This is a genomic window from Aeromonas sp. Y293-4, from assembly GCF_027705905.1.
Lineage (GTDB): Bacteria > Pseudomonadota > Gammaproteobacteria > Enterobacterales > Aeromonadaceae > Aeromonas > Aeromonas veronii.
Window position 1 is genome coordinate 193,596 of record NZ_JAPDCI010000004.1, and the last position, 17,261, is coordinate 210,856.

Sequence of the window (17,261 nt, forward strand, 5' to 3'; positions counted from 1 at the left end):
ATCGCAACCAGTGGTTTTAGCTGGTCTGGAGCGGGCGCTCGATCTGGAACCAGCATAATGGCGTGAAAAAATAGTTCAAGACGAAATTTACATCTTCAAATAGAAGGGGTTGGTCAGTTGGATATATCTGTCGGAATAGGCCCCATCAGCAGAATGGATCACAATTTCACCCCTCTCACACCTGTTTAATCCTCTGCCAAGTAGCAATAAAACACGATTTGCCTCTTTACCCTCTCTGGTGATAACAGCTGTATAACAAATGCCATGCAGATCATAATTCGCCGAAATGCATAAAATTTCATCGGCCATCGCCGTCGGCAGCACCAGCGCCACCTGCCCGTTCGGGCTCAGCAAACGATTGCAGGCCGCCAGTAATGCGTGGCTGTCGAGGGCGCCGGTATGGCGGGCCAACGCCCTCGCCGGATCGCTAAATGACTGGCCTGCCACGAAATAGGGAGGGTTGGAGACGATAAGATCGTAAGGGGCAGCCTGATAATCCTGAATGGCACTCTCTATGACGGTTACCCGATCGGCCCAGGGAGAAGCCGCCGCATTCTCCCGCGCCTGGCTGGCCGCATTAATATCCAGCTCGACCGCATCAAGACGACAGTCAGATCTGCTGCGCTGGGCCAGCATCAGGGCGATCAGGCCGCTGCCGGTGCCGATATCGAGCACTCGACGCGCCTGTTCGACCGGCGCCCAGGCACCGAGCAAAATGCCATCGGTACCCACCTTCATGGCGCAGCGATCGTGATTGATATGGAACTGTTTGAAGGTAAATCCGCGACTACGTCCCATCTGGCCCCCGTCATCTGCAAAAATGGTGGGCGATTATAGCGGCTAAGACACACTCACCAATAGGAGCCGACGAGATAATCGCCTATAATCTGCCGTTTCCTTAATGACCGAGTATTGCCATGAGCCAGTCCTTTGATGATTTCGACCTGCACCCAGCCCTCAACCGGGCCTTGGCCGAGATGGGATTCACCCGCCCCACCACCATCCAGCAGATGGTGCTGGAGCCAGCCCTGGACGGCCGCGATATTCTGGCATCCGCTCCGACCGGTACCGGCAAGACCGCCTCCTTCCTGCTGCCGGCACTCCAGCACCTGCTGGACTTCCCGCGCCGCAAACCAGGCCCCTGCCGCATGCTGATCCTGACCCCGACCCGCGAGCTGGCGCTGCAGGTGACCGCCCACGCCAAGGCGCTGGCGGCACACACCAACCTCAGTATCGAGACCATCATCGGCGGCGTCAGCCATGAAGAGCAGCTGCCTGCCCTGACCAAGACCACCGACATCGTGGTGGCCACCCCGGGCCGTCTGCTCGAGTACATCGAGAAAGAGGAGTTCGAGAGCCACGACATCGAAGTGCTGGTGCTGGATGAAGCGGACCGCATGCTGGACATGGGCTTTATCAAGGATGTGAACCGCATCGTGGAAGAGGCGCGCTACCGCAAGCACACCATGCTCTTCTCCGCCACCCTGGAAGGGGCCGGTCTTGAGAAGTTCGCCAACGAGATCCTCAAGGATCCGGTGGAGCTGCACGCCGAGCCGCCCCGCAGCGAGCGTCGCCCCATCACCCAGTGGATCCATCTGGCCGATGACGCCGCCCACAAGCTGGCGCTGCTGACCCATATCCTGAAAGATCCGGAAACCCAGAAAGCCATTATCTTCGTCAAGACTCGCGAGCGTCTGGCGGAGCTCTCCGGCCAGCTGCAGGCGGCAGGTATCTCCTGCGCCTGGATCCGTGGCGAGATGGAGCAGAGCAAGCGTATCGAGTCGATCCGCAAGTTCCACGAAGGGGAAGTACCCTTCCTGATCGCCACCGACGTCGCCGCCCGCGGCATCGACCTGCCGAACGTCAGCCACGTCATCAACTACGACATGCCCTACGGCGCTGATGTTTACGTCCACCGGATTGGCCGTACCGGCCGCGCTGGCAACCGTGGCTGTGCCATCAGCCTGGTGGAGGCCCACGACATGGCGATGGTCGCCAAGATCGAGCGCTACACCGAAGAGCGCCTCAAGCGCCGGGTGATCGACGAGCTGCGCCCGAAACACAAGGAAGCGCGGGTACCGGTGAAGAAGAAAAAGCCGGTCGACAAGAAGAAGTCCGCCAAGAAGAAAAAGAAGAAGTGATCGCCTGGCGATAAAGAGAAGGGCCATCCCGCGGGATGGCCCTTCTGCATTCTGAATCACTCTGACGAGTGGTTATGCCGCCACTCTGCGCATTCCCATATGGGGGATATCATCTTCGAGATAGCCTTCCCCTTCCGCCACAAAACCATGTTGGCCGTAGAAGCCCTGCAGATGAGCCTGAGCACCAAGCCAGATACTGTGAGTCGGCCAGCGCGCCTCACACGCCTTGACCGCCTCGCCGATCAGCTGGTGACCGAGACCACCGCCGCGCGCCTTGGGTGAGGTCACTACCCGACCGATGGCGGCACCGCTCTCGTCGCCGATGCCGGGCGCCATGATCCGCGCATAGGCGGCCAGCAGCTCGCCCTGATAGCCGAGCAGGTGCCAGACCCCTTCGCGGCGATCGAGCCCGTCCAGATCCTGAAAGGGGCAGGTCTGCTCCACCACGAACACCTCGGCCCGCAGCGCCAGCAACTCATACAACTCGTCAGTGGTCAGTTCAGACCAGTGTTTCAGGCTCCAGTTCATCGGCAACTCCTTATCAGTTCGGCCTGCCAGCATAATCGTGGCGCCAGCGCCCTGCATTAACCTTTGTTAAGTTCTTTCAGCCGTTTGCGAATGCGGCTCAGACTGACTGGCTGGCGTAATGCCGAGACGGGCTCTATGAAAGGTCTGAAATCTGGTGGCAACACAGCCCCTCATGGCGCCTCGGCGACACTATTCCTTGTTCAGCGCTCTCAACCGCTTGCGAATGCGGCTCAGGCTGATGGGAGTAATGCCGAGATAGGCGGCGATCTGGTGATCCGGCACTCTGGCATCGAGTGCGGGAAAGCTGTCGAGAAAGTGCTGATAACGCGCCTGCGGGCTGCCGGTCAGCAGCAACTGCTCCTTCTCCTCCTTGATGCGCAGCTGCACCTCCAGCAGATGCTGATACCAGCGCGGCCAACCGGGCAGCTGGCGCAAGTCGGCCAGACTGAACAGCTGCAGACGACAGGGCTCCAGCGCCTCCACGCTGTAGCGGGCAGGCTCGCCACTGAGCAGGTGGTGAAAGTCGAGAAACTCGTCCCCCTCCCAATAGAACTCCTTGATGTACTCGCGGCCATCCTCCAGCACCAGCTTGGCCCGCAGCAGCCCCTGCTCCACCCTGACCAGCAGATCCGGGCTGTCACCGGCGTGCCAGAGGCAGCTTTTCGGGCTGAGGGTCAGCGGGCGGGCAAAAGAGAGGAGGCGCGCGGCCTCCTCTTTATCTGCGACCTGCGCCCAATCGAAGGGGGGTCTGTCAGTCAGCATGATTAACCGCGACGCTGACGCACGGCTTCAAACAGGCAGACGCCGGTCGCCACCGAAACGTTGAGGCTGGATACCGCCCCCGCCATCGGGATACTCACCAGCTCGTCGCAATGTTCGCGGGTCAGACGGCGCATGCCTTTACCTTCAGCCCCCATCACCAGCGCCATCGGGCCGGTCAGTTTGGCCTGATAAAGGTCGTGATCGGCCTCGCCAGCGGTACCGACAATCCAGACGCCGCGCTCCTGCAATTCGCGCAGGGTGCGGGCCAGGTTGGTGACCTGAATGAGCGGCACCACTTCGGCCGCGCCACAGGCAACCTTGCGCACGATTGGGGTGAGACCCGTGGCCTTGTCCCGCGGCACGATGACCGCATGAGCCCCGGCAGCATCGGCGCTGCGCAGGCAGGCACCGAGGTTGTGCGGGTCAGTCACGCCATCCAGCACCAGCAGGAAGGGCTGGCTCTGTTGTGCCGCCAGTTCGTCCAGCAGGCTGGCCAGATCGTGCTCGGCCAGCTTCGGCGCCTCTTTCACCCGGGCCATGATGCCCTGGTGATTGTTGCCTTCCGCTTTATCGTCGAGTGTCTTGCGGTTCACGCTCTGCACCTTGAGGCCGAGGGATTCCAGCTCGGCGAGCAGGGGTTGCAGCCGGTCGTCATCCCGCCCCTTGAGGGCCCACACTTCGATGAAGCGCTCGGGAGTGCGCTCCAGCAGCGCGGATACAGCGTGAATGCCGTAGATCAGTTCAGTACTCATTTAGTGCTCTTGGCCTTATCGCGAGCCTTTTTGCTCGGTCGTCTGTTGCTCGGTTTGGCGCGGCCACCCTTGTCGGATTTGCCGTGATCCTTGCCCTCTTTACGTTTTTCGTGGCGCTGGGCGCTCTTGGCCTTCTCTTTCTTGATCTCGGCCTGCTTGCGCGCCATCTCTTTGGCGTTCTTGCCGGTGGCCTTGAGCGGCTCTTCCACCATCACGAAGTCGATCTTGCGATCGTCCAGGTTCACGCCCATCACCTTGACCCGCACCTTGTCGCCCAGACGGTAGCGACGGCGGAAGTTCTCGCCAATCAGCTGCATGTGCAGGGGATCAAACTGGTAGTAGTCGTTGGTGAGGGTGCTGACGTGCACCAGACCATCGATATGGATCTCCGCCAGACGGACGAAGAAGCCAAAGCCGGTAACGCTGGCGATAACGCCGTCAAACTCGTCACCTACGTGATCCAGCATGTACTCGCACTTGAGCCAGTCGGCCACGTCGCGGGTCGCATCGTCGGCACGGCGCTCGGTCATGGAGCAGTGCTCTCCCATCGGGTCCACTTCTTCCAGCTGGTAGTGATAACCACCGCTCGGGGTCCACTTGTGGCGCAGGTTGCCCTGTTGCTCCTTGGCGGTCTGATACTTGATCGCTCGGTGCAGGATCAGGTCGGGATAGCGACGGATTGGCGAGGTGAAGTGCGCGTAGGACTTCAACGCCAGACCGAAGTGACCGATGTTGTCGGCCTGATATATGGCCTGACGCATGGAGCGCAGCAGCATGGTGGAGAGCAGCTCCGCATCGGGGCGCCCCTCAAACTTGGCGGCCAGCTCGGCAAAGTCTTTCGGCTCGGGCTCGAGTCCGCCCTTGAGCTCCAGACCCAGTTCGGCCAGAAAATCGCGGAAACCGGTCAGACGCTCTTCGCCCGGACGGTCGTGCACCCGGAACAGGGCGGCGGCTTCGTTCTTCTCGATATAACGGGCAGCAGCCACGTTCGCCTGGATCATGCACTCTTCGATGATCTTGTGGGCATCGTTGCGCACCAGTGGCACGATGCGGTCGATCTTGCGCTGGGCGTTGAAGATGAAGCGGGTCTCCTCGCTCTCGAACTCCACCGCGCCACGCTGATGGCGGGCATGCTTGAGCGCCTTGTAGAGGTTGTTCAGCTCTTCGATGTGGCCCACCAGCGGATCATACTGCTGGCGCAGCTTGGGATCGCCATCGAGGATCGCCGCCACCTTGGTGTAGGTCAGACGGGCGTGAGAGTTCATTACCGCTTCGTAGAACTTGTAGCCGGACATGCGACCAGCGGCGGAGATGGTCATCTCGCACACCATGCAGAGGCGGTCAACTTGCGGGTTCAGGGAACACAAGCCGTTGGAGAGCACCTCCGGCAGCATGGGCACCACGAACTCGGGGAAGTAGACGGAGTTGCCGCGCTGATAGGCTTCGGCATCCAGCGCCGTGCCGGGCTTCACGTAAGCGGAGACATCCGCAATGGCGACCCACAGGCGCCAGCCACCACCACGCTTGGCTTCACAGAAGACGGCGTCATCGAAGTCACGGGCATCTTCCCCGTCGATGGTCACCAGCGGCAGGGCACGCAGGTCGATGCGGCCCTCTTTGGCTTTCTCCGGCACCTGTTCGCCAAGACCGGCAACCTCTTTGGTCACCTCTTCCGGCCAGGTGTGCGGGATACCGTGGGTACGCAGGGCAATTTCGATCTCCATGCCCGGCGCCATGTTCTCGCCCAGCACTTCCAGTACGGTGCCGACGGCATTGATGCGGGAGGTGGCGCGCTGGTTAATGCGCACAACCACGACCTGGCTCTGGCGAGCCCCTTTGTTTTCCCCTTCCGGGATGATGATGTCCTGGCCGATACGGCTGTCATCCGGCACCACGAAACCAACGCCATTCTCGACGAAGTAACGGCCGACAATGTCTGCCTCACGGGACTTGAGCAGGCGCACCAGACGCGCTTCCTGACGACCCTTGCGGTCAATCTCGGTCGGCTGCACCAGCACGTAATCGCCATGCATCAGGCGTTGCATCTCTCGGTTGTTCAGATACAGATCCGGACCACCACCTTCCGGACGCAGAAAACCGAAGCCATCCTTGTGGCCGATTACATAACCTTTGACCAGATTCAGGCGATCCGGCAGGGCATAACATTGGTTGCGAGTGAATACCAGTTGTCCATCACGCTCCATGGCGCGCAGACGACGACGCAAGGCTTCCAACGGCTCTTCATCTTTCAGCTTGAGGACCTTGGACAACTCTTCACGGGACATGGGCTTTTCATGGCCCTTGATGAGTTCCAGGATCAACTCGCGACTGGCGATGGGGTTATCGTATTTTTCGGCCTCGCGTTCGAGGAAAGGATCTTTTTGAGACATAAGCAGGCCTTAGGGTAGGTGGTAACGGTGCCATTATATCGGAGGGGGGGGCGAATGGCATCCATCGGCTGCCTTTTGGCCAATCTCTCTGTCATACTATCTTCAGTTCGCTGGCATGATGAGACACAGAACTCATGAGTAAGGACACATTTGCCCAATCCGCCGCCTATCTCAAACAGGCGGTCCCTTTGATGATCAAATACCAGATCCCCACGACGCCGGACAATTACCACCTGTGGTACAACTATGTCTCGGCCAGCATGCCCGAGCTCAACCAAGCGATTGATCAGGCAGTCAAAATGCAGGGAACCTGCTCGCTCACCACCTGCGAGCGGCTCTATCACCAGTATCTGGCCGCTCAGGACGAGAAGCAGATGGAGGCGATGAAACTGAGCCTCGCCGCCATGGCCAACGAGCTAGGCCACTCCATGCAGGACGCCATCTCCGATACCGGCATGTTTCAGGAGATGCTCGACAAGAGTTTTGACAAGCTCAGCCGCATTGATGACGAGGGCTTCAGCCTGGAAGACACCATGGGGATCCTGCGGGAGCTGGTGCGCGAATCGCGGGATGTGCGCATGTCCACCATGCACTTTCGCAACCAGCTCAGCAATGCGGAGAAAGAGATCAAAGAGCTGCGGGCCGCGCTCAACGAGACACGCAAGCTGGCCAACGAGGATGCCCTCACCAATCTGCTCAACCGCCGCGCCTTCGATCTGGAGCTGGAGGGGTTGATCCGCAGCCAGCACCCCTTCTCGTTGATCCTTGCTGATATCGATCGCTTCAAGAACTTCAACGACGAATATGGGCACCTGCTCGGCGATCAGGTGCTGCGCGCCTTCAGCAAACGGCTGCGCGATGCCTGCAAGGAGGGGGTCACCGCCTATCGGCTGGGTGGGGAGGAGTTCGCCATGCTGGTCCCCCATCGCTCGCTGGCGCTGGCCAGACAGATGGCGGAGAGCATGCGCCGCGCTATCGAGCGGATGTCGATTCTGGATCGCAAATCGGGCCGCCGCATCGACCACATCACAGCCTCGTTTGGCGTGGGCGAGTTCAACGGTCAGGAGAGCGCAGACTGTCTGGTCGAACGTACCGACAAGCTGCTCTACAAGGCCAAGGAGCTGGGGCGCAACCGGGTGATGCCGCTCCCTTCCTGATTTAGTCCCCTGCCCGACCGCAATGCCAATGTAAAAAGCCAGTCAGATCAACTGACTGGCTTTTTGGTCTCTCTTGCTCCGACAGGAGCTGTTCATTCCAGCCCCATTGGAAACCTGCTCAGTGTGAAGGATTACTCCTGCACCTCGCTGACACCTTCGACTTTCACATCAACACGGCGATCCGGAGCCAGGCAGACGATCAGCTCACGCTTGGACTTGCTGACGCAGCTGTCGCCGGTAACCGGTGAGGATTTACCACGCCCTTCCACATTGATCTTGGCGGCCGGGATCCCTTTACCAACCAGATAGTTGGCAACAGTCTGGGCACGCTGCTCGGAGAGCTTCTGGTTGTAGGCATCAGAACCGATACGGTCGGTGTGACCAATTACGGTTGCCACGCCATCCTTGGGTCGTGCCTCTTCAATCTGGCTATAGAGGCTATCCAGTGCCTGACTGGCCTCTGGCTTGAGGGTCGCCTTGTTGAAGTCAAACAGCACATCGGAGCTCAGGGTGAACTGCTTCTCAACCATCACAGGTGCAGGAGCAGGTTCCGGAGCCGGGGCGGGCGCCACAGGGGCAACCTGACCAAAGCGATAAACCGCTGCCAGTGAGAGCAGGCCGTTATCCATTCTCAGACCGGTATCATCGCGGCTGCCATACGGGGTGGTGTACTGGTACTCCAGGCGAGCGGCCCAGTCGAGATTGAACGCATACTCGGCACCCAGTGCACCGACCATGACAAAGCGGCTGTCATCTTTGTAGACATCGCTCTTGGTATCAGCCCAGCCATAACCGCCACCGACACGGCCATACAGATCCAGATTATCGGTAACCGGGAAGCCCAGTTTCAGGGTCAGTTGAGCCAGCTGTGCTTTTACTTCATCACTGAAAGCGCCTGCCGCCGTAGTGGCATCGTATTTGTAATTGCCCAGATAGTCGTAACCCAGCTCCAGTCCCAGATTCTTGTTGATCTGATAACCGCCAAACACGCCTGCACCCAAGGCATCGTTGGTCTCATTGCCAAGGGTCAGGGCATTGCTTTCATCAATGCCGTAGAAGTTGGACCAACCCAGTTTGGCGCCGCCATACCAGGTGTTGTCTTGACCGGCAGCCTGGGCATTGGCCGCCAGCAAGCCGGTAACCAGCAAGGTAATCAATGATTTTTTCATGTTTGAGCCTCTGCAACTTTATGTAGGAGGAGGTTGATTGATATCACCTCGTCTTATAGGTGCAACCACCCAAAAGCGATCGCAGCATATCAACGTTAGCCTATTTTCAAGTCACTGATATCAATTAACAAAAAACACTCTAACGCAACCACGTTACAAAAACAGCAACAAACGTTTGTTATTTGAACTGGACGTGACGCAAAAAGACGCACAGATGAGGGCTGAAAGGGAAAAAAGGCCAGCAACATGCTGGCCCGAAGCGATATCAGTGACGAACAAACTCGTAGTGCTGATCGATAAAGTCAGCAACACGCTGGCTCAGTACCTTGTGCACCGTCCTGGTCGGATGCACTTGATCCCAGAACATATGCTCATCGCAGTTGAGAGTCGCTGCTCGCCCTTTTGCCTGCCCGCTCACCACCGCCTGCGCCAGGATCGGGTTACCGGCAATAGCCACTCTTTCGGAGACACTCAAAGCCGGGGTCGCAGCCACCTCGGCGGCGCTGCCGGAGAACGGCTTCCATGTATAGCCACCACCGTAGCAGGCGTGTTCTGTGTCACTCAGCCCGAACTGCTGAGGATCGCGCATCATCTCGTCAAACTGCTTGTCCACTTCGAACAGCTTCACGATGCCAAGGGGAGCCAGCTCGCGAGTGAGGTTCTGCAACTTCTGGTTGTGGTAGCTGGCCACATGGCGCACCTTCTCCACCACCTTCATGCTGCGGGCTGACGGGGTCTGCCCCAGATCAGGAATGTTGAACAGCAGGATCTGCTGCGCGCCGTTGAGCACCAACCGGTTGGATGCCAGCCGGATGGTATCGATCACCCGATCCGCATCCCGCTCGGTGTTCCAGCCATAGGCCAGATAGTCGTTGGCACCGACCCAGATCACCACCAGATCATCGGGGCGGAACTTGTCCTTTTTCAGGAACTGATCGATCTCGTAATCGAGGTTGTTGATCACCTGATATTTGGGATCCCAGGACCAGAAACCGAGCCAGCCGTTCAGGGCGCCCAGATGGTTATAGGCCACCGCGGTTGCACCGCCTTCCGCCTCGTTGGCCACGACCAGACCGGGGAAACGCTCGTCACCCAACTGCTCCAGCCACACCGGGCCGTTGCTGAAGCGCCCGTTGAAGTAAGGTGGGCTGGAGGGGAGATACCCCCGCATCTTTTTGTACATCTTGCCGGTGTCGGAGAGGCTGTCACCAAACATCACAACCCGGGAAAAAGGTTGGCGTCCCTCTGCCGCTTGCGCGGTCAATGCCATTAACCCCAATAAACAAACAAGCCATTTTTTCATATTGTTATGCTCTTCGATTAAGCAGGTGAGACCTGCGGACTTCTCCTCGAGTGGCGACAGGCATGGGAAGAGTCTGCTGCCACTGACTTCTGGTGAAGGCGACAGATTACAGTTCCATATGAAATCACACATGTTCCGACACCGATGAAATCGCTTGCGCTCACAAAACAGACAATCACACCAGCCTATTTCTTTCACGCTTGTTTCACATCCCCCCCGGCACAATGCCCCCATACCAACGACAGGAGTATGAAATGAACAAGGCAAGCGCAAGCGTAATCGGACTGTTGACCCTGATGTCTGTCTCCTCTTTTGCCATGGCGGCCTATACCGGCCCGCAAGAGCAGAACAAGGTTTCCGTTGCTCAACTGAAAGATCTGGCCGATGACAGCTGGGCCACCCTGGAAGGGAAACTGGTCAAGCACTTGGGCGGCGAGAACTATCTGTTCCGTGATGCCAGCGGTGAGGTGGAGGTCGAAGTGGATCAGGATGTGTGGCATGGCACCGAAGTGGGCCCGGATGATCAGATCCGTATCCGTGGTGAAGTGGACCACAGCTGGAACAAGACCGAAGTGGAAGTGAAAACACTGGAGAAAGTGGGCGCGGCCCCGCAGACCAAGGGCGGCTTTATCGCCAAATAAGGCCACTTCAACGACGAATTGGCCAGACGTTAAAAGGGCGCTTGATATCAAGCGCCCTTTTGCATGGTTAACCCAGCGTCACCGCTTAACCGGCCCGACTGGCAAAGGCTCTCTTGAACCCCTTCTCGGCCTGATTGACCTTGTAGAGGTAACGGCGCGCCTCCTCTTTGGGATGTTGCTCGGTCAACACCTGATAGACCGCCTCGGGGGAGAGCCGGTTGATCCGGCCCGGCGCCGCCTTGCGATCGCTGGAGAAGGTATTGAGCACCCCGCCTGCACCACCGTTATAGGCGGAGATCACCGCATAGCGACGGGAGCGCGGATCCTGAATATCCGCCAGATAGACGGTCTGCAACAGGTGCAGATAGGCGGTACCGACATCGATGTTGTAGGCCGGGTTGAACAGCTCCTCCCGGGTTGGCTGGCCATTCTTGCCCTTGACCCGCACATAGACGTCACGACCGGCAGTAGCCGGGATCACCTGCATCAGGCCATAAGCGTTGGCATGGCTCACAGCATAGGGGTTGAAGCTGCTCTCGGTCTTGATCACCGCATAGATCAGGCTCTCCGGCACGCCGTATTTGCGCGACGCTTCCCGGATGATCCCCGCATACTTGTAGCCCCGTCGATCTTCATGGTTGGCCACCATGGGTATATCGACGAAGAAGATGGTGCGAATCCCCAGAGTGCGCTTCTTCATCGCCGTGTTGAGCAGGTAATCGGCATAACGCTCGGCGCGCCAGGAGGCGCGGATTGGCTGGCGCTGATTGTCCAGCACCTGACCGTAGAGGAAGGGCTCGCCGCCGGTCAGAATTTCCCGGTCGGAGTAAAGATCCACTTCCGCCGGATCATCCGGCGTCAGCAGGGTCTCGATAATGGCGCGACGCAGGTGAGCGCGGGGATCTATGCCAGAGACCGTCTCCACCATGATGTGGCCGCTGGAGAAGTCGATGTGGGCCCGGCTCTTGTACTGATCCGTGTATTTTACGTAGTCAAACTTGCCCGCAAACAGCGCCTCCCGCCCCCATATCTCGTTCACGTTATGGGAGAGCGCGCTGATCATGTGTTCAAAACCGCGGATGTCCTTGCCGTTGACCAGATCGTCATCCTCACTCCCGCTGGGCTTGGGGGAGGATGAGCAGGCAGAGAGAAACAGCAGGGTGCACAGCAGCCAAAAAATTCGGCCCATAGGATCCTCAAACCGGGCAGCAGAGCTGCCCATCATTCATTTGCTGCGACTTCAGGAGCGGTCACGCTAGTGTGGCGCCATTCCCGCACCTGTTCACACGTACAACAGCCGGAGAGCTTACTGAGCAGGCGGGGTGTAACCTTCGATCTGCACTTCACCTGCATCAAACAGGTAGCTGACCATCTCTTTTTCCAGCAGTTGGCGATGCTCAAGATTCATCATGTTGAGCTTTTTCTCGTTGATCAGCATCACCTGCTTCTTCTGCCACTCGGCCCAGGCTTCCTTGCTGATGTTGTCAAAAATCCGCTTGCCGAGCTCACCGGGATAGAGTTGGAAATCCAGACCCGGGCCCTCTTTTTTCAGGCGTTGGCAAAATACAGTACGGCTCATGTTGACCTCTATGGTTGTAACTCTGGATAGGCGAGCAGGCGGGCCGTGGCGGCCGCCAGCCCCACCTCGGCAGGATAGCGTAAGTTATACCAGAGTCGGTTATCTGCTTCCATGAGCCGCAGCGGCTGCGCCTCATCAATGTCAATCAGCAGCGGCTGAATATCGAGATGGAAGTGGCTGAAGGTATGGCGAAAACCGGCCAGTTCACGATAACCGTGATGGCTCAGGCCGAGGGATGCCAGCAGACCATCCACCTCCGCCAGCGAGGCCACCTGCGGGAAGCAGTAGAGCCCGCCCCAGATCCCCTGTGGCGGCCGCTTCTCCAGCAATAACTCGTCACCATGGCGGATCAACAACATGACGCCATCGCGGGCCGGAATGCTCTTCTTGGGCTTGCTGTTGGGATAAGCGGTAGGCTTGCCTTGCGACAGCCCCTGGCAATCGGCCCGCACCGGACAGCGATCACAGGCAGGCTTGCTGCGGGTGCAGATAGTGGCCCCGATATCCATCATTGCCTGATTGTATTGCGCCACCCCCAGCTTGGGGGTGAGCCGGATGGCGATCTCCCACAGCTCGTTCTCCACCTGTTTTTGGCCGGGCCAGCCCGGCAGCGCCAGCCAGCGGGTGAGTACCCGCTTCACGTTGCCATCAAGGATGGCGTGAGGCTGACCAAGAGAGAGCGACAGTACTGCCCCGGCGGTAGAACGGCCAATGCCCGGCAGCGCCATCACCTCGTCAAAGCGCTCGGGAAAGAGACCATGGTGATGATCGCGGATCTGCTGGGCCGCCTTGTGCAGGTTGCGGGCCCGGGCGTAGTAGCCAAGCCCGGTCCAGTGGTGCAGCACCTCGTCGACAGGGGCATCGGCCAGCGCCACCACATCGGGGAAGCGCGCCATAAAACGCTGGTAATAGGGGATCACGGTAGCGACTTGGGTCTGCTGCAGCATGATCTCCGAGACCCAGACCCGGTAAGGGGTCTTCTCCTGCTGCCAGGGCAGGGTTTTGCGGCCATGAAGCTCATACCACTCCAGAACCCGGCTTGCGAAGGTTGATTGATTCACGTTGTTCTCATGTCGTTGATATATGGGGAACTCTGTGGTTCCTTCAGCTCATCTAGCCTGCGCGGGCATAAAGTCATCCCGCAGCACAGCGCCAGCTGTCTGGTGCGGCAGCGTAAGGCCTCGTCACGCCCAAGTCAAAGCCGCGCTGACTGGCGCTGCGGGCAGGTGGTGGTCAGGCAGCAAAGCGGTAACAAAGACGATATACTCGGCCCCACGATTGATGACGGGAGAGACGGTTTGCAGACTTATCTGGTTGGGGGCGCAGTGCGGGATCGCCTGCTGGGATTACCGCAGGGCGACAGGGATCATCTGGTGGTCGGCGCCACCGTGGAGCAGATGCTGGCGCTGGGTTTTACCCAGGTCGGTCGCGACTTTCCGGTGTTTCTTCACCCCAAAACCCAGCAGGAATATGCCCTCGCCCGTACCGAGCGCAAACAGGGTCAGGGCTACACCGGCTTTGTCTGCCACGCCGCCCCCGATGTGACGCTCGAGCAGGATCTGCTGCGCCGGGACCTCACCATCAACGCCATCGCCGAAGATGATCAGGGCCAGCTTCACGATCCCTACGGTGGCATCGAGGATTTGGAAAAACGGCTGCTGCGCCACGTCTCCCCCGCCTTTGCCGAAGATCCGTTGCGCATCCTGCGGGTTGCCCGCTTCGCCGCCCGCTTCCACGCTCAGGGCTTTACCATAGCGCCGGAAACTCTCGCCCTGATGAGCGAGATGACGGCCGCTGGCGAGCTAACCCACCTCACGCCGGAGCGAGTCTGGAAGGAGCTGGAAAAAGTGCTGCTGGGGCCGACCCCGCAGATCTTTATCGAGGTGCTGCGCCAGTGCGGCGCCCTGAAGGCGCTGTTCCCCGAGATTGATGCGCTGTTTGGCGTCCCCGCCCCGGCCAAGTGGCACCCGGAGATCGACACCGGCATCCACACCCTGATGGTGCTGGAGCAGGCGTGCCGGATCTCCCCCGAGCTGACCGTCCGCTTTGCTGCCCTCTGCCATGACCTTGGCAAGGGAGTGACCCCCAAGGAGTTCTGGCCAAGCCATCACGGTCATGGCCAGAAGGGGCTGCCGCTTATTCGCGCCCTATGCGAGCGGTTCCGGGTACCCAACGAGTGCCGGGATCTGGCGCTGCTGGTGAGCGATCTGCACACCCACATCCATATCGCCTTTGAGCTCAAGCCCGCCACCCTGCTCAAGGTGTTTGACAAGGCAGATGCCTGGCGCCGCCCCGAGCGCTTTGCCCAGCTGCTGGATGCCTGCCGCGCCGACTTCCACGGCCGCACCGGTTTCGAGGAGAGGGTCTACGCCGAGCCAGACTACGTGGCCGAAGCGTTGGCAGCCGCCCAGGCGGTGCCGGTGAAAGAGATAGTGGCGGCCGGTTACAAGGGAGAAGAGATCAAGGAACAGCTGGCAAGGAAACGGACTGATGCCATCAGCCGGGTCAAGGATGAGTGGACCTTTATCGAGGAGTAACCTCGGCCCCATAACAGACGGCCGCCCTGATGATGAGCTCCGCAAGGAGAGCATCGCCAGGGCGGCCGTTTTGCATCCAGGTTTATATGTGAAGGGGCGCTAACCCCTGCTGGTGCAGTTATGCCGGACCAATTCGCTCCATCAGGCTCATATGGGATGAGCCATCGTGGCGCTTGAGATTCTGGCGATATTCGAACTGGCGCTGGCTCTCCTGCTTGAGCCCCAGCATCAGCGAATAGCACATCGCCAGCATGATCACCGAGAACGGCAGCGCGGCTATGATGCTGGCCGCCTGCAAGGCCGCCAGGCCACCGGAAACCAACAGGATGGCGGCAACCAACCCCTGCCCCAGACCCCATACGGCGCGGTGCAGTACCGGCGGCTCCTGATCACCGATGGAGAGCAGGGTGGTGATGACCAGCGTGCCCGAATCACTGGAGGTGATGAAGTAGGTGCAGATGAGCAGGGTCAGCACAGCCTTGGCGATCCAGCCGAAGGTATCCCAGTGCAGCAGCTCGACCGTCTTGTAGAGCGCCAGCGTCACATCCTGATTGACCGCAGCGACCACGCCGCCACCGCCAAACAGCTCCAGATTCATCGCCGTACCGCCAAACACGGTGAGCCAGAACATGCCGAGCAGCGAGGGTACCAGCAGCACACCGAGCACAAACTCGCGAATGGTACGCCCCTTGGAGATACGGGCGATAAACATGCCGACAAACGGCGCCCAGGCAATCCACCAGCCCCAGTAAAACGCCGTCCAGCTCGACTGCCAGGCCGAGGTGCCGTTGGCCTCGGTGTTGGTCCAGAAGCTCAGTTTGACGATGTTCTGCAGGTAATCACCGATGTTCTGCACATAGGCGTTGAGGATATAGGTGGTCGGCCCCAGCACCAGAAAGAGTGCGAGCACGAACACGCTCAACCAGATATTGAGCTCGGAGAGGATCTTCACTCCGCGCCCGACCCCGGAAACCGCCGACAGAGTGGCGATCAGGCTGATACCGCCAATCAGCCAGAGCTGGTTGGACTGCGACACCGCCATACCAAACATCTGGTTGAGGCCGGTATTCATCTGGGAGACCCCCAGACCAAGGGAGGTCGCCACCCCGAACACGGTGCCGAACACCGCCAGCACATCGGCCGCATGGCCCCAGAAACCGTAAATCCGCTCGCCGAGGATGGGGTAAAGCACGGAGCGAATAGCCAGCGGCAACTTGCGACGATAACTGAAAAAGGCCAGCGATAGGCCAACGATCACATAGATGGCCCAGGGGTGGAGGCCCCAATGGAAAAAGGTGAGGCGCATGGCGATCTGGGCCGCTTCCGGGGTCATCCCTTCGGTAATGAACGGATTGCCCTGCAGATGGTTCATCGGCTCGGCGATGCTCCAGAACACCAGACCGATACCCATGCCTGCGCTAAAGAGCATGGAGAACCAGGCGAAGTAGCCGAACTCCGGTACCTGGTCGTCGTCACCCAGCCGGATGCCGCCAAAACGGCTGAACATCAGGTAGACAGCGAAGAACAGGAACAGGGCGACCACCAGAATGTAGTACCACTTGAACCCGGCAATAATCTGATCCTTGGCACCGACAAACCAGGCGGCCGCGGTATCGGGAACAAATACGCCAAACAGCAAAAACAGGGTGATCACGGTGAGGGCCGTCATGGCCATGGTGGGGTTGAGGCCTTTCAATAGCCCTTTGCTTGCTCGCATCCAGCCTCCTTAGTCGTTGTTGAAAAAGTCTTCGCCCACATGATCACCGGCACCGCCGATGGCGCGATAGACCAGTTTGCCTGCCGCCTGTTCGCGGTGATCCACCAGCGAAACCGAGGGCTGGCCATTCACGGCGTGACGCTTGCCAAGGAAGATGGCCATGGGGACGCCCAGATTGGAGACACCGCTGGTGATCCAAAGGCGGTTGAAGTCGTAAGAGCCACCGATGAACTCCAGCTGGGCTAGGCCGGTATCGAGGCCGGTCAGATAGAAGTTCATGGCACTTTCGTCAGGAAAGAGGTGCACCAGCACATAGGCGTAGCGCAATTCGTTCACCAACTCCTTTAGGTTGAAAGTACCTGTCTCACTGCAAGAGAGGGGTAACTCACCATCATAGTGGTGTACCTTGAGGTTGTTGGGGTCTTCATCATAGGCAGGCTGATAGCGCACAAAAGCCGAGGTATCCGGCAGTTCATAGCGCACTCTGACCACACGTAACTCGGCCACCAGAGACTTGATATCCAGCTCATTATTCATCATTTCGCTCCTCAAATGTCAGGGTGAATTCCGTGAAATGCCCGTCAA

The 17,261-nt window shown here is 59.1% G+C and carries 16 protein-coding genes; 4 read left to right on the top strand and 12 right to left on the bottom strand.

The genetic code is table 11. From position 1 onward, the window contains the following. Window positions 1-87: 87 nt before the first annotated feature. Window positions 88-798, bottom strand: a complete 711-nt coding sequence (locus OKC31_RS06685; RefSeq protein WP_247823488.1) for a tRNA1(Val) (adenine(37)-N6)-methyltransferase — start codon at window positions 796-798, stop codon at window positions 88-90. 119 nt (window positions 799-917) lie between these two features. Here OKC31_RS06685 and srmB point away from each other — a divergent pair, with 119 nt between their 5' ends. Next, window positions 918-2,141, top strand: coding sequence for an ATP-dependent RNA helicase SrmB (gene srmB / locus OKC31_RS06690; RefSeq protein WP_005335816.1), 1,224 nt, complete (start codon window positions 918-920; stop codon window positions 2,139-2,141). A gap of 72 nt (window positions 2,142-2,213) precedes the next feature. Here srmB and OKC31_RS06695 read toward each other — a convergent pair whose 3' ends face one another. The 4 genes from OKC31_RS06695 to rnr all read right to left on the bottom strand — a co-directional run bounded on the left by OKC31_RS06695 (window position 2,214) and on the right by rnr (window position 6,573). Beyond that, complete coding sequence (locus OKC31_RS06695) at window positions 2,214-2,669, bottom strand: GNAT family N-acetyltransferase (RefSeq protein WP_058056464.1); 456 nt, start codon at window positions 2,667-2,669, stop codon at window positions 2,214-2,216. A 189-nt stretch (window positions 2,670-2,858) separates the two neighbouring features. Further along, complete coding sequence (locus tag OKC31_RS06700; protein ID WP_058056465.1) at window positions 2,859-3,431, bottom strand: Crp/Fnr family transcriptional regulator; 573 nt, start codon at window positions 3,429-3,431, stop codon at window positions 2,859-2,861. A gap of 2 nt (window positions 3,432-3,433) precedes the next feature. After that, the gene (rlmB, locus tag OKC31_RS06705) at window positions 3,434-4,183 is read right to left on the bottom strand and encodes a 23S rRNA (guanosine(2251)-2'-O)-methyltransferase RlmB (protein ID WP_042052449.1); all 750 of its coding nucleotides are present in this window, start codon (window positions 4,181-4,183) and stop codon (window positions 3,434-3,436) included. Beyond that, complete coding sequence (gene rnr, locus OKC31_RS06710) at window positions 4,180-6,573, bottom strand: ribonuclease R (RefSeq protein WP_247823489.1); 2,394 nt, start codon at window positions 6,571-6,573, stop codon at window positions 4,180-4,182. The genes rlmB and rnr overlap by 4 nt, the downstream gene beginning before the upstream one ends. Window positions 6,574-6,707: 134 nt before the next feature. Between rnr and OKC31_RS06715 the strand changes: the two genes are divergently transcribed. Beyond that, window positions 6,708-7,730: a GGDEF domain-containing protein gene (locus tag OKC31_RS06715; protein ID WP_019445736.1), complete on the top strand. Its 1,023-nt coding sequence runs from the start codon at window positions 6,708-6,710 to the stop codon at window positions 7,728-7,730. Window positions 7,731-7,861: 131 nt separating this feature from the next. On the opposite strand, the gene ompA is transcribed toward OKC31_RS06715, so the two are convergent. Beyond that, window positions 7,862-8,899, bottom strand: coding sequence for a porin OmpA (gene ompA / locus OKC31_RS06720; RefSeq protein ID WP_005335824.1), 1,038 nt, complete (start codon window positions 8,897-8,899; stop codon window positions 7,862-7,864). Window positions 8,900-9,164: 265 nt separating this feature from the next. Continuing rightward, window positions 9,165-10,202, bottom strand: a complete 1,038-nt coding sequence (locus tag OKC31_RS06725) for an SGNH/GDSL hydrolase family protein (protein WP_042081581.1) — start codon at window positions 10,200-10,202, stop codon at window positions 9,165-9,167. 254 nt (window positions 10,203-10,456) lie between these two features. Here OKC31_RS06725 and OKC31_RS06730 point away from each other — a divergent pair, with 254 nt between their 5' ends. Beyond that, a complete protein-coding gene (locus tag OKC31_RS06730) occupies window positions 10,457-10,843 on the top strand; it encodes a YgiW/YdeI family stress tolerance OB fold protein (protein ID WP_247823490.1) in 387 nt (128 codons plus the stop codon). Window positions 10,844-10,928: 85 nt separating this feature from the next. On the opposite strand, the gene mltC is transcribed toward OKC31_RS06730, so the two are convergent. From mltC to mutY, 3 genes are all read right to left on the bottom strand, one after another. Then, window positions 10,929-12,032, bottom strand: coding sequence for a membrane-bound lytic murein transglycosylase MltC (gene mltC, locus OKC31_RS06735; protein WP_005354839.1), 1,104 nt, complete (start codon window positions 12,030-12,032; stop codon window positions 10,929-10,931). Window positions 12,033-12,149: 117 nt separating this feature from the next. Continuing rightward, complete coding sequence (locus tag OKC31_RS06740) at window positions 12,150-12,422, bottom strand: oxidative damage protection protein (RefSeq protein ID WP_005335828.1); 273 nt, start codon at window positions 12,420-12,422, stop codon at window positions 12,150-12,152. Between the two features lie 8 nt (window positions 12,423-12,430). Further along, entirely contained in the window at window positions 12,431-13,483 is a 1,053-nt protein-coding gene (mutY, locus tag OKC31_RS06745; RefSeq protein WP_247823491.1) for an A/G-specific adenine glycosylase, read from the bottom strand. 237 nt (window positions 13,484-13,720) lie between these two features. Between mutY and OKC31_RS06750 the strand changes: the two genes are divergently transcribed. After that, the gene (locus OKC31_RS06750) at window positions 13,721-14,959 is read left to right on the top strand and encodes a multifunctional CCA addition/repair protein (RefSeq protein ID WP_247823492.1); all 1,239 of its coding nucleotides are present in this window, start codon (window positions 13,721-13,723) and stop codon (window positions 14,957-14,959) included. A gap of 118 nt (window positions 14,960-15,077) precedes the next feature. On the opposite strand, the gene OKC31_RS06755 is transcribed toward OKC31_RS06750, so the two are convergent. After that, window positions 15,078-16,676: a BCCT family transporter gene (locus tag OKC31_RS06755; protein ID WP_247823493.1), complete on the bottom strand. Its 1,599-nt coding sequence runs from the start codon at window positions 16,674-16,676 to the stop codon at window positions 15,078-15,080. A 9-nt stretch (window positions 16,677-16,685) separates the two neighbouring features. Then, entirely contained in the window at window positions 16,686-17,213 is a 528-nt protein-coding gene (locus tag OKC31_RS06760; protein WP_202005799.1) for a hypothetical protein, read from the bottom strand. Window positions 17,214-17,261: the final 48 nt, after the last annotated feature.

Excerpts from the sequence above, each read along its gene's own strand:
- OKC31_RS06725 (WP_042081581.1), bottom strand. The coding sequence starts at position 10,202 with ATGAAAAAATGGCTTGTTTGTTTATTGGGGTTAATGGCATTGACCGCG.
- OKC31_RS06715 (WP_019445736.1), top strand. The coding sequence starts at position 6,708 with ATGAGTAAGGACACATTTGCCCAATCCGCCGCCTATCTCAAACAGGCG.
- OKC31_RS06740 (WP_005335828.1), bottom strand. The coding sequence starts at position 12,422 with ATGAGCCGTACTGTATTTTGCCAACGCCTGAAAAAAGAGGGCCCGGGT.
- rlmB (WP_042052449.1), bottom strand. The coding sequence starts at position 4,183 with ATGAGTACTGAACTGATCTACGGCATTCACGCTGTATCCGCGCTGCTG.
- OKC31_RS06755 (WP_247823493.1), bottom strand. The coding sequence starts at position 16,676 with ATGCGAGCAAGCAAAGGGCTATTGAAAGGCCTCAACCCCACCATGGCC.
- mltC (WP_005354839.1), bottom strand. The coding sequence starts at position 12,032 with ATGGGCCGAATTTTTTGGCTGCTGTGCACCCTGCTGTTTCTCTCTGCC.
- OKC31_RS06760 (WP_202005799.1), bottom strand. The coding sequence starts at position 17,213 with ATGAATAATGAGCTGGATATCAAGTCTCTGGTGGCCGAGTTACGTGTG.
- OKC31_RS06700 (WP_058056465.1), bottom strand. The coding sequence starts at position 3,431 with ATGCTGACTGACAGACCCCCCTTCGATTGGGCGCAGGTCGCAGATAAA.
- OKC31_RS06685 (WP_247823488.1), bottom strand. The coding sequence starts at position 798 with ATGGGACGTAGTCGCGGATTTACCTTCAAACAGTTCCATATCAATCAC.
- ompA (WP_005335824.1), bottom strand. The coding sequence starts at position 8,899 with ATGAAAAAATCATTGATTACCTTGCTGGTTACCGGCTTGCTGGCGGCC.
- OKC31_RS06730 (WP_247823490.1), top strand. The coding sequence starts at position 10,457 with ATGAACAAGGCAAGCGCAAGCGTAATCGGACTGTTGACCCTGATGTCT.
- OKC31_RS06695 (WP_058056464.1), bottom strand. The coding sequence starts at position 2,669 with ATGAACTGGAGCCTGAAACACTGGTCTGAACTGACCACTGACGAGTTG.
- rnr (WP_247823489.1), bottom strand. The coding sequence starts at position 6,573 with ATGTCTCAAAAAGATCCTTTCCTCGAACGCGAGGCCGAAAAATACGAT.
- srmB (WP_005335816.1), top strand. The coding sequence starts at position 918 with ATGAGCCAGTCCTTTGATGATTTCGACCTGCACCCAGCCCTCAACCGG.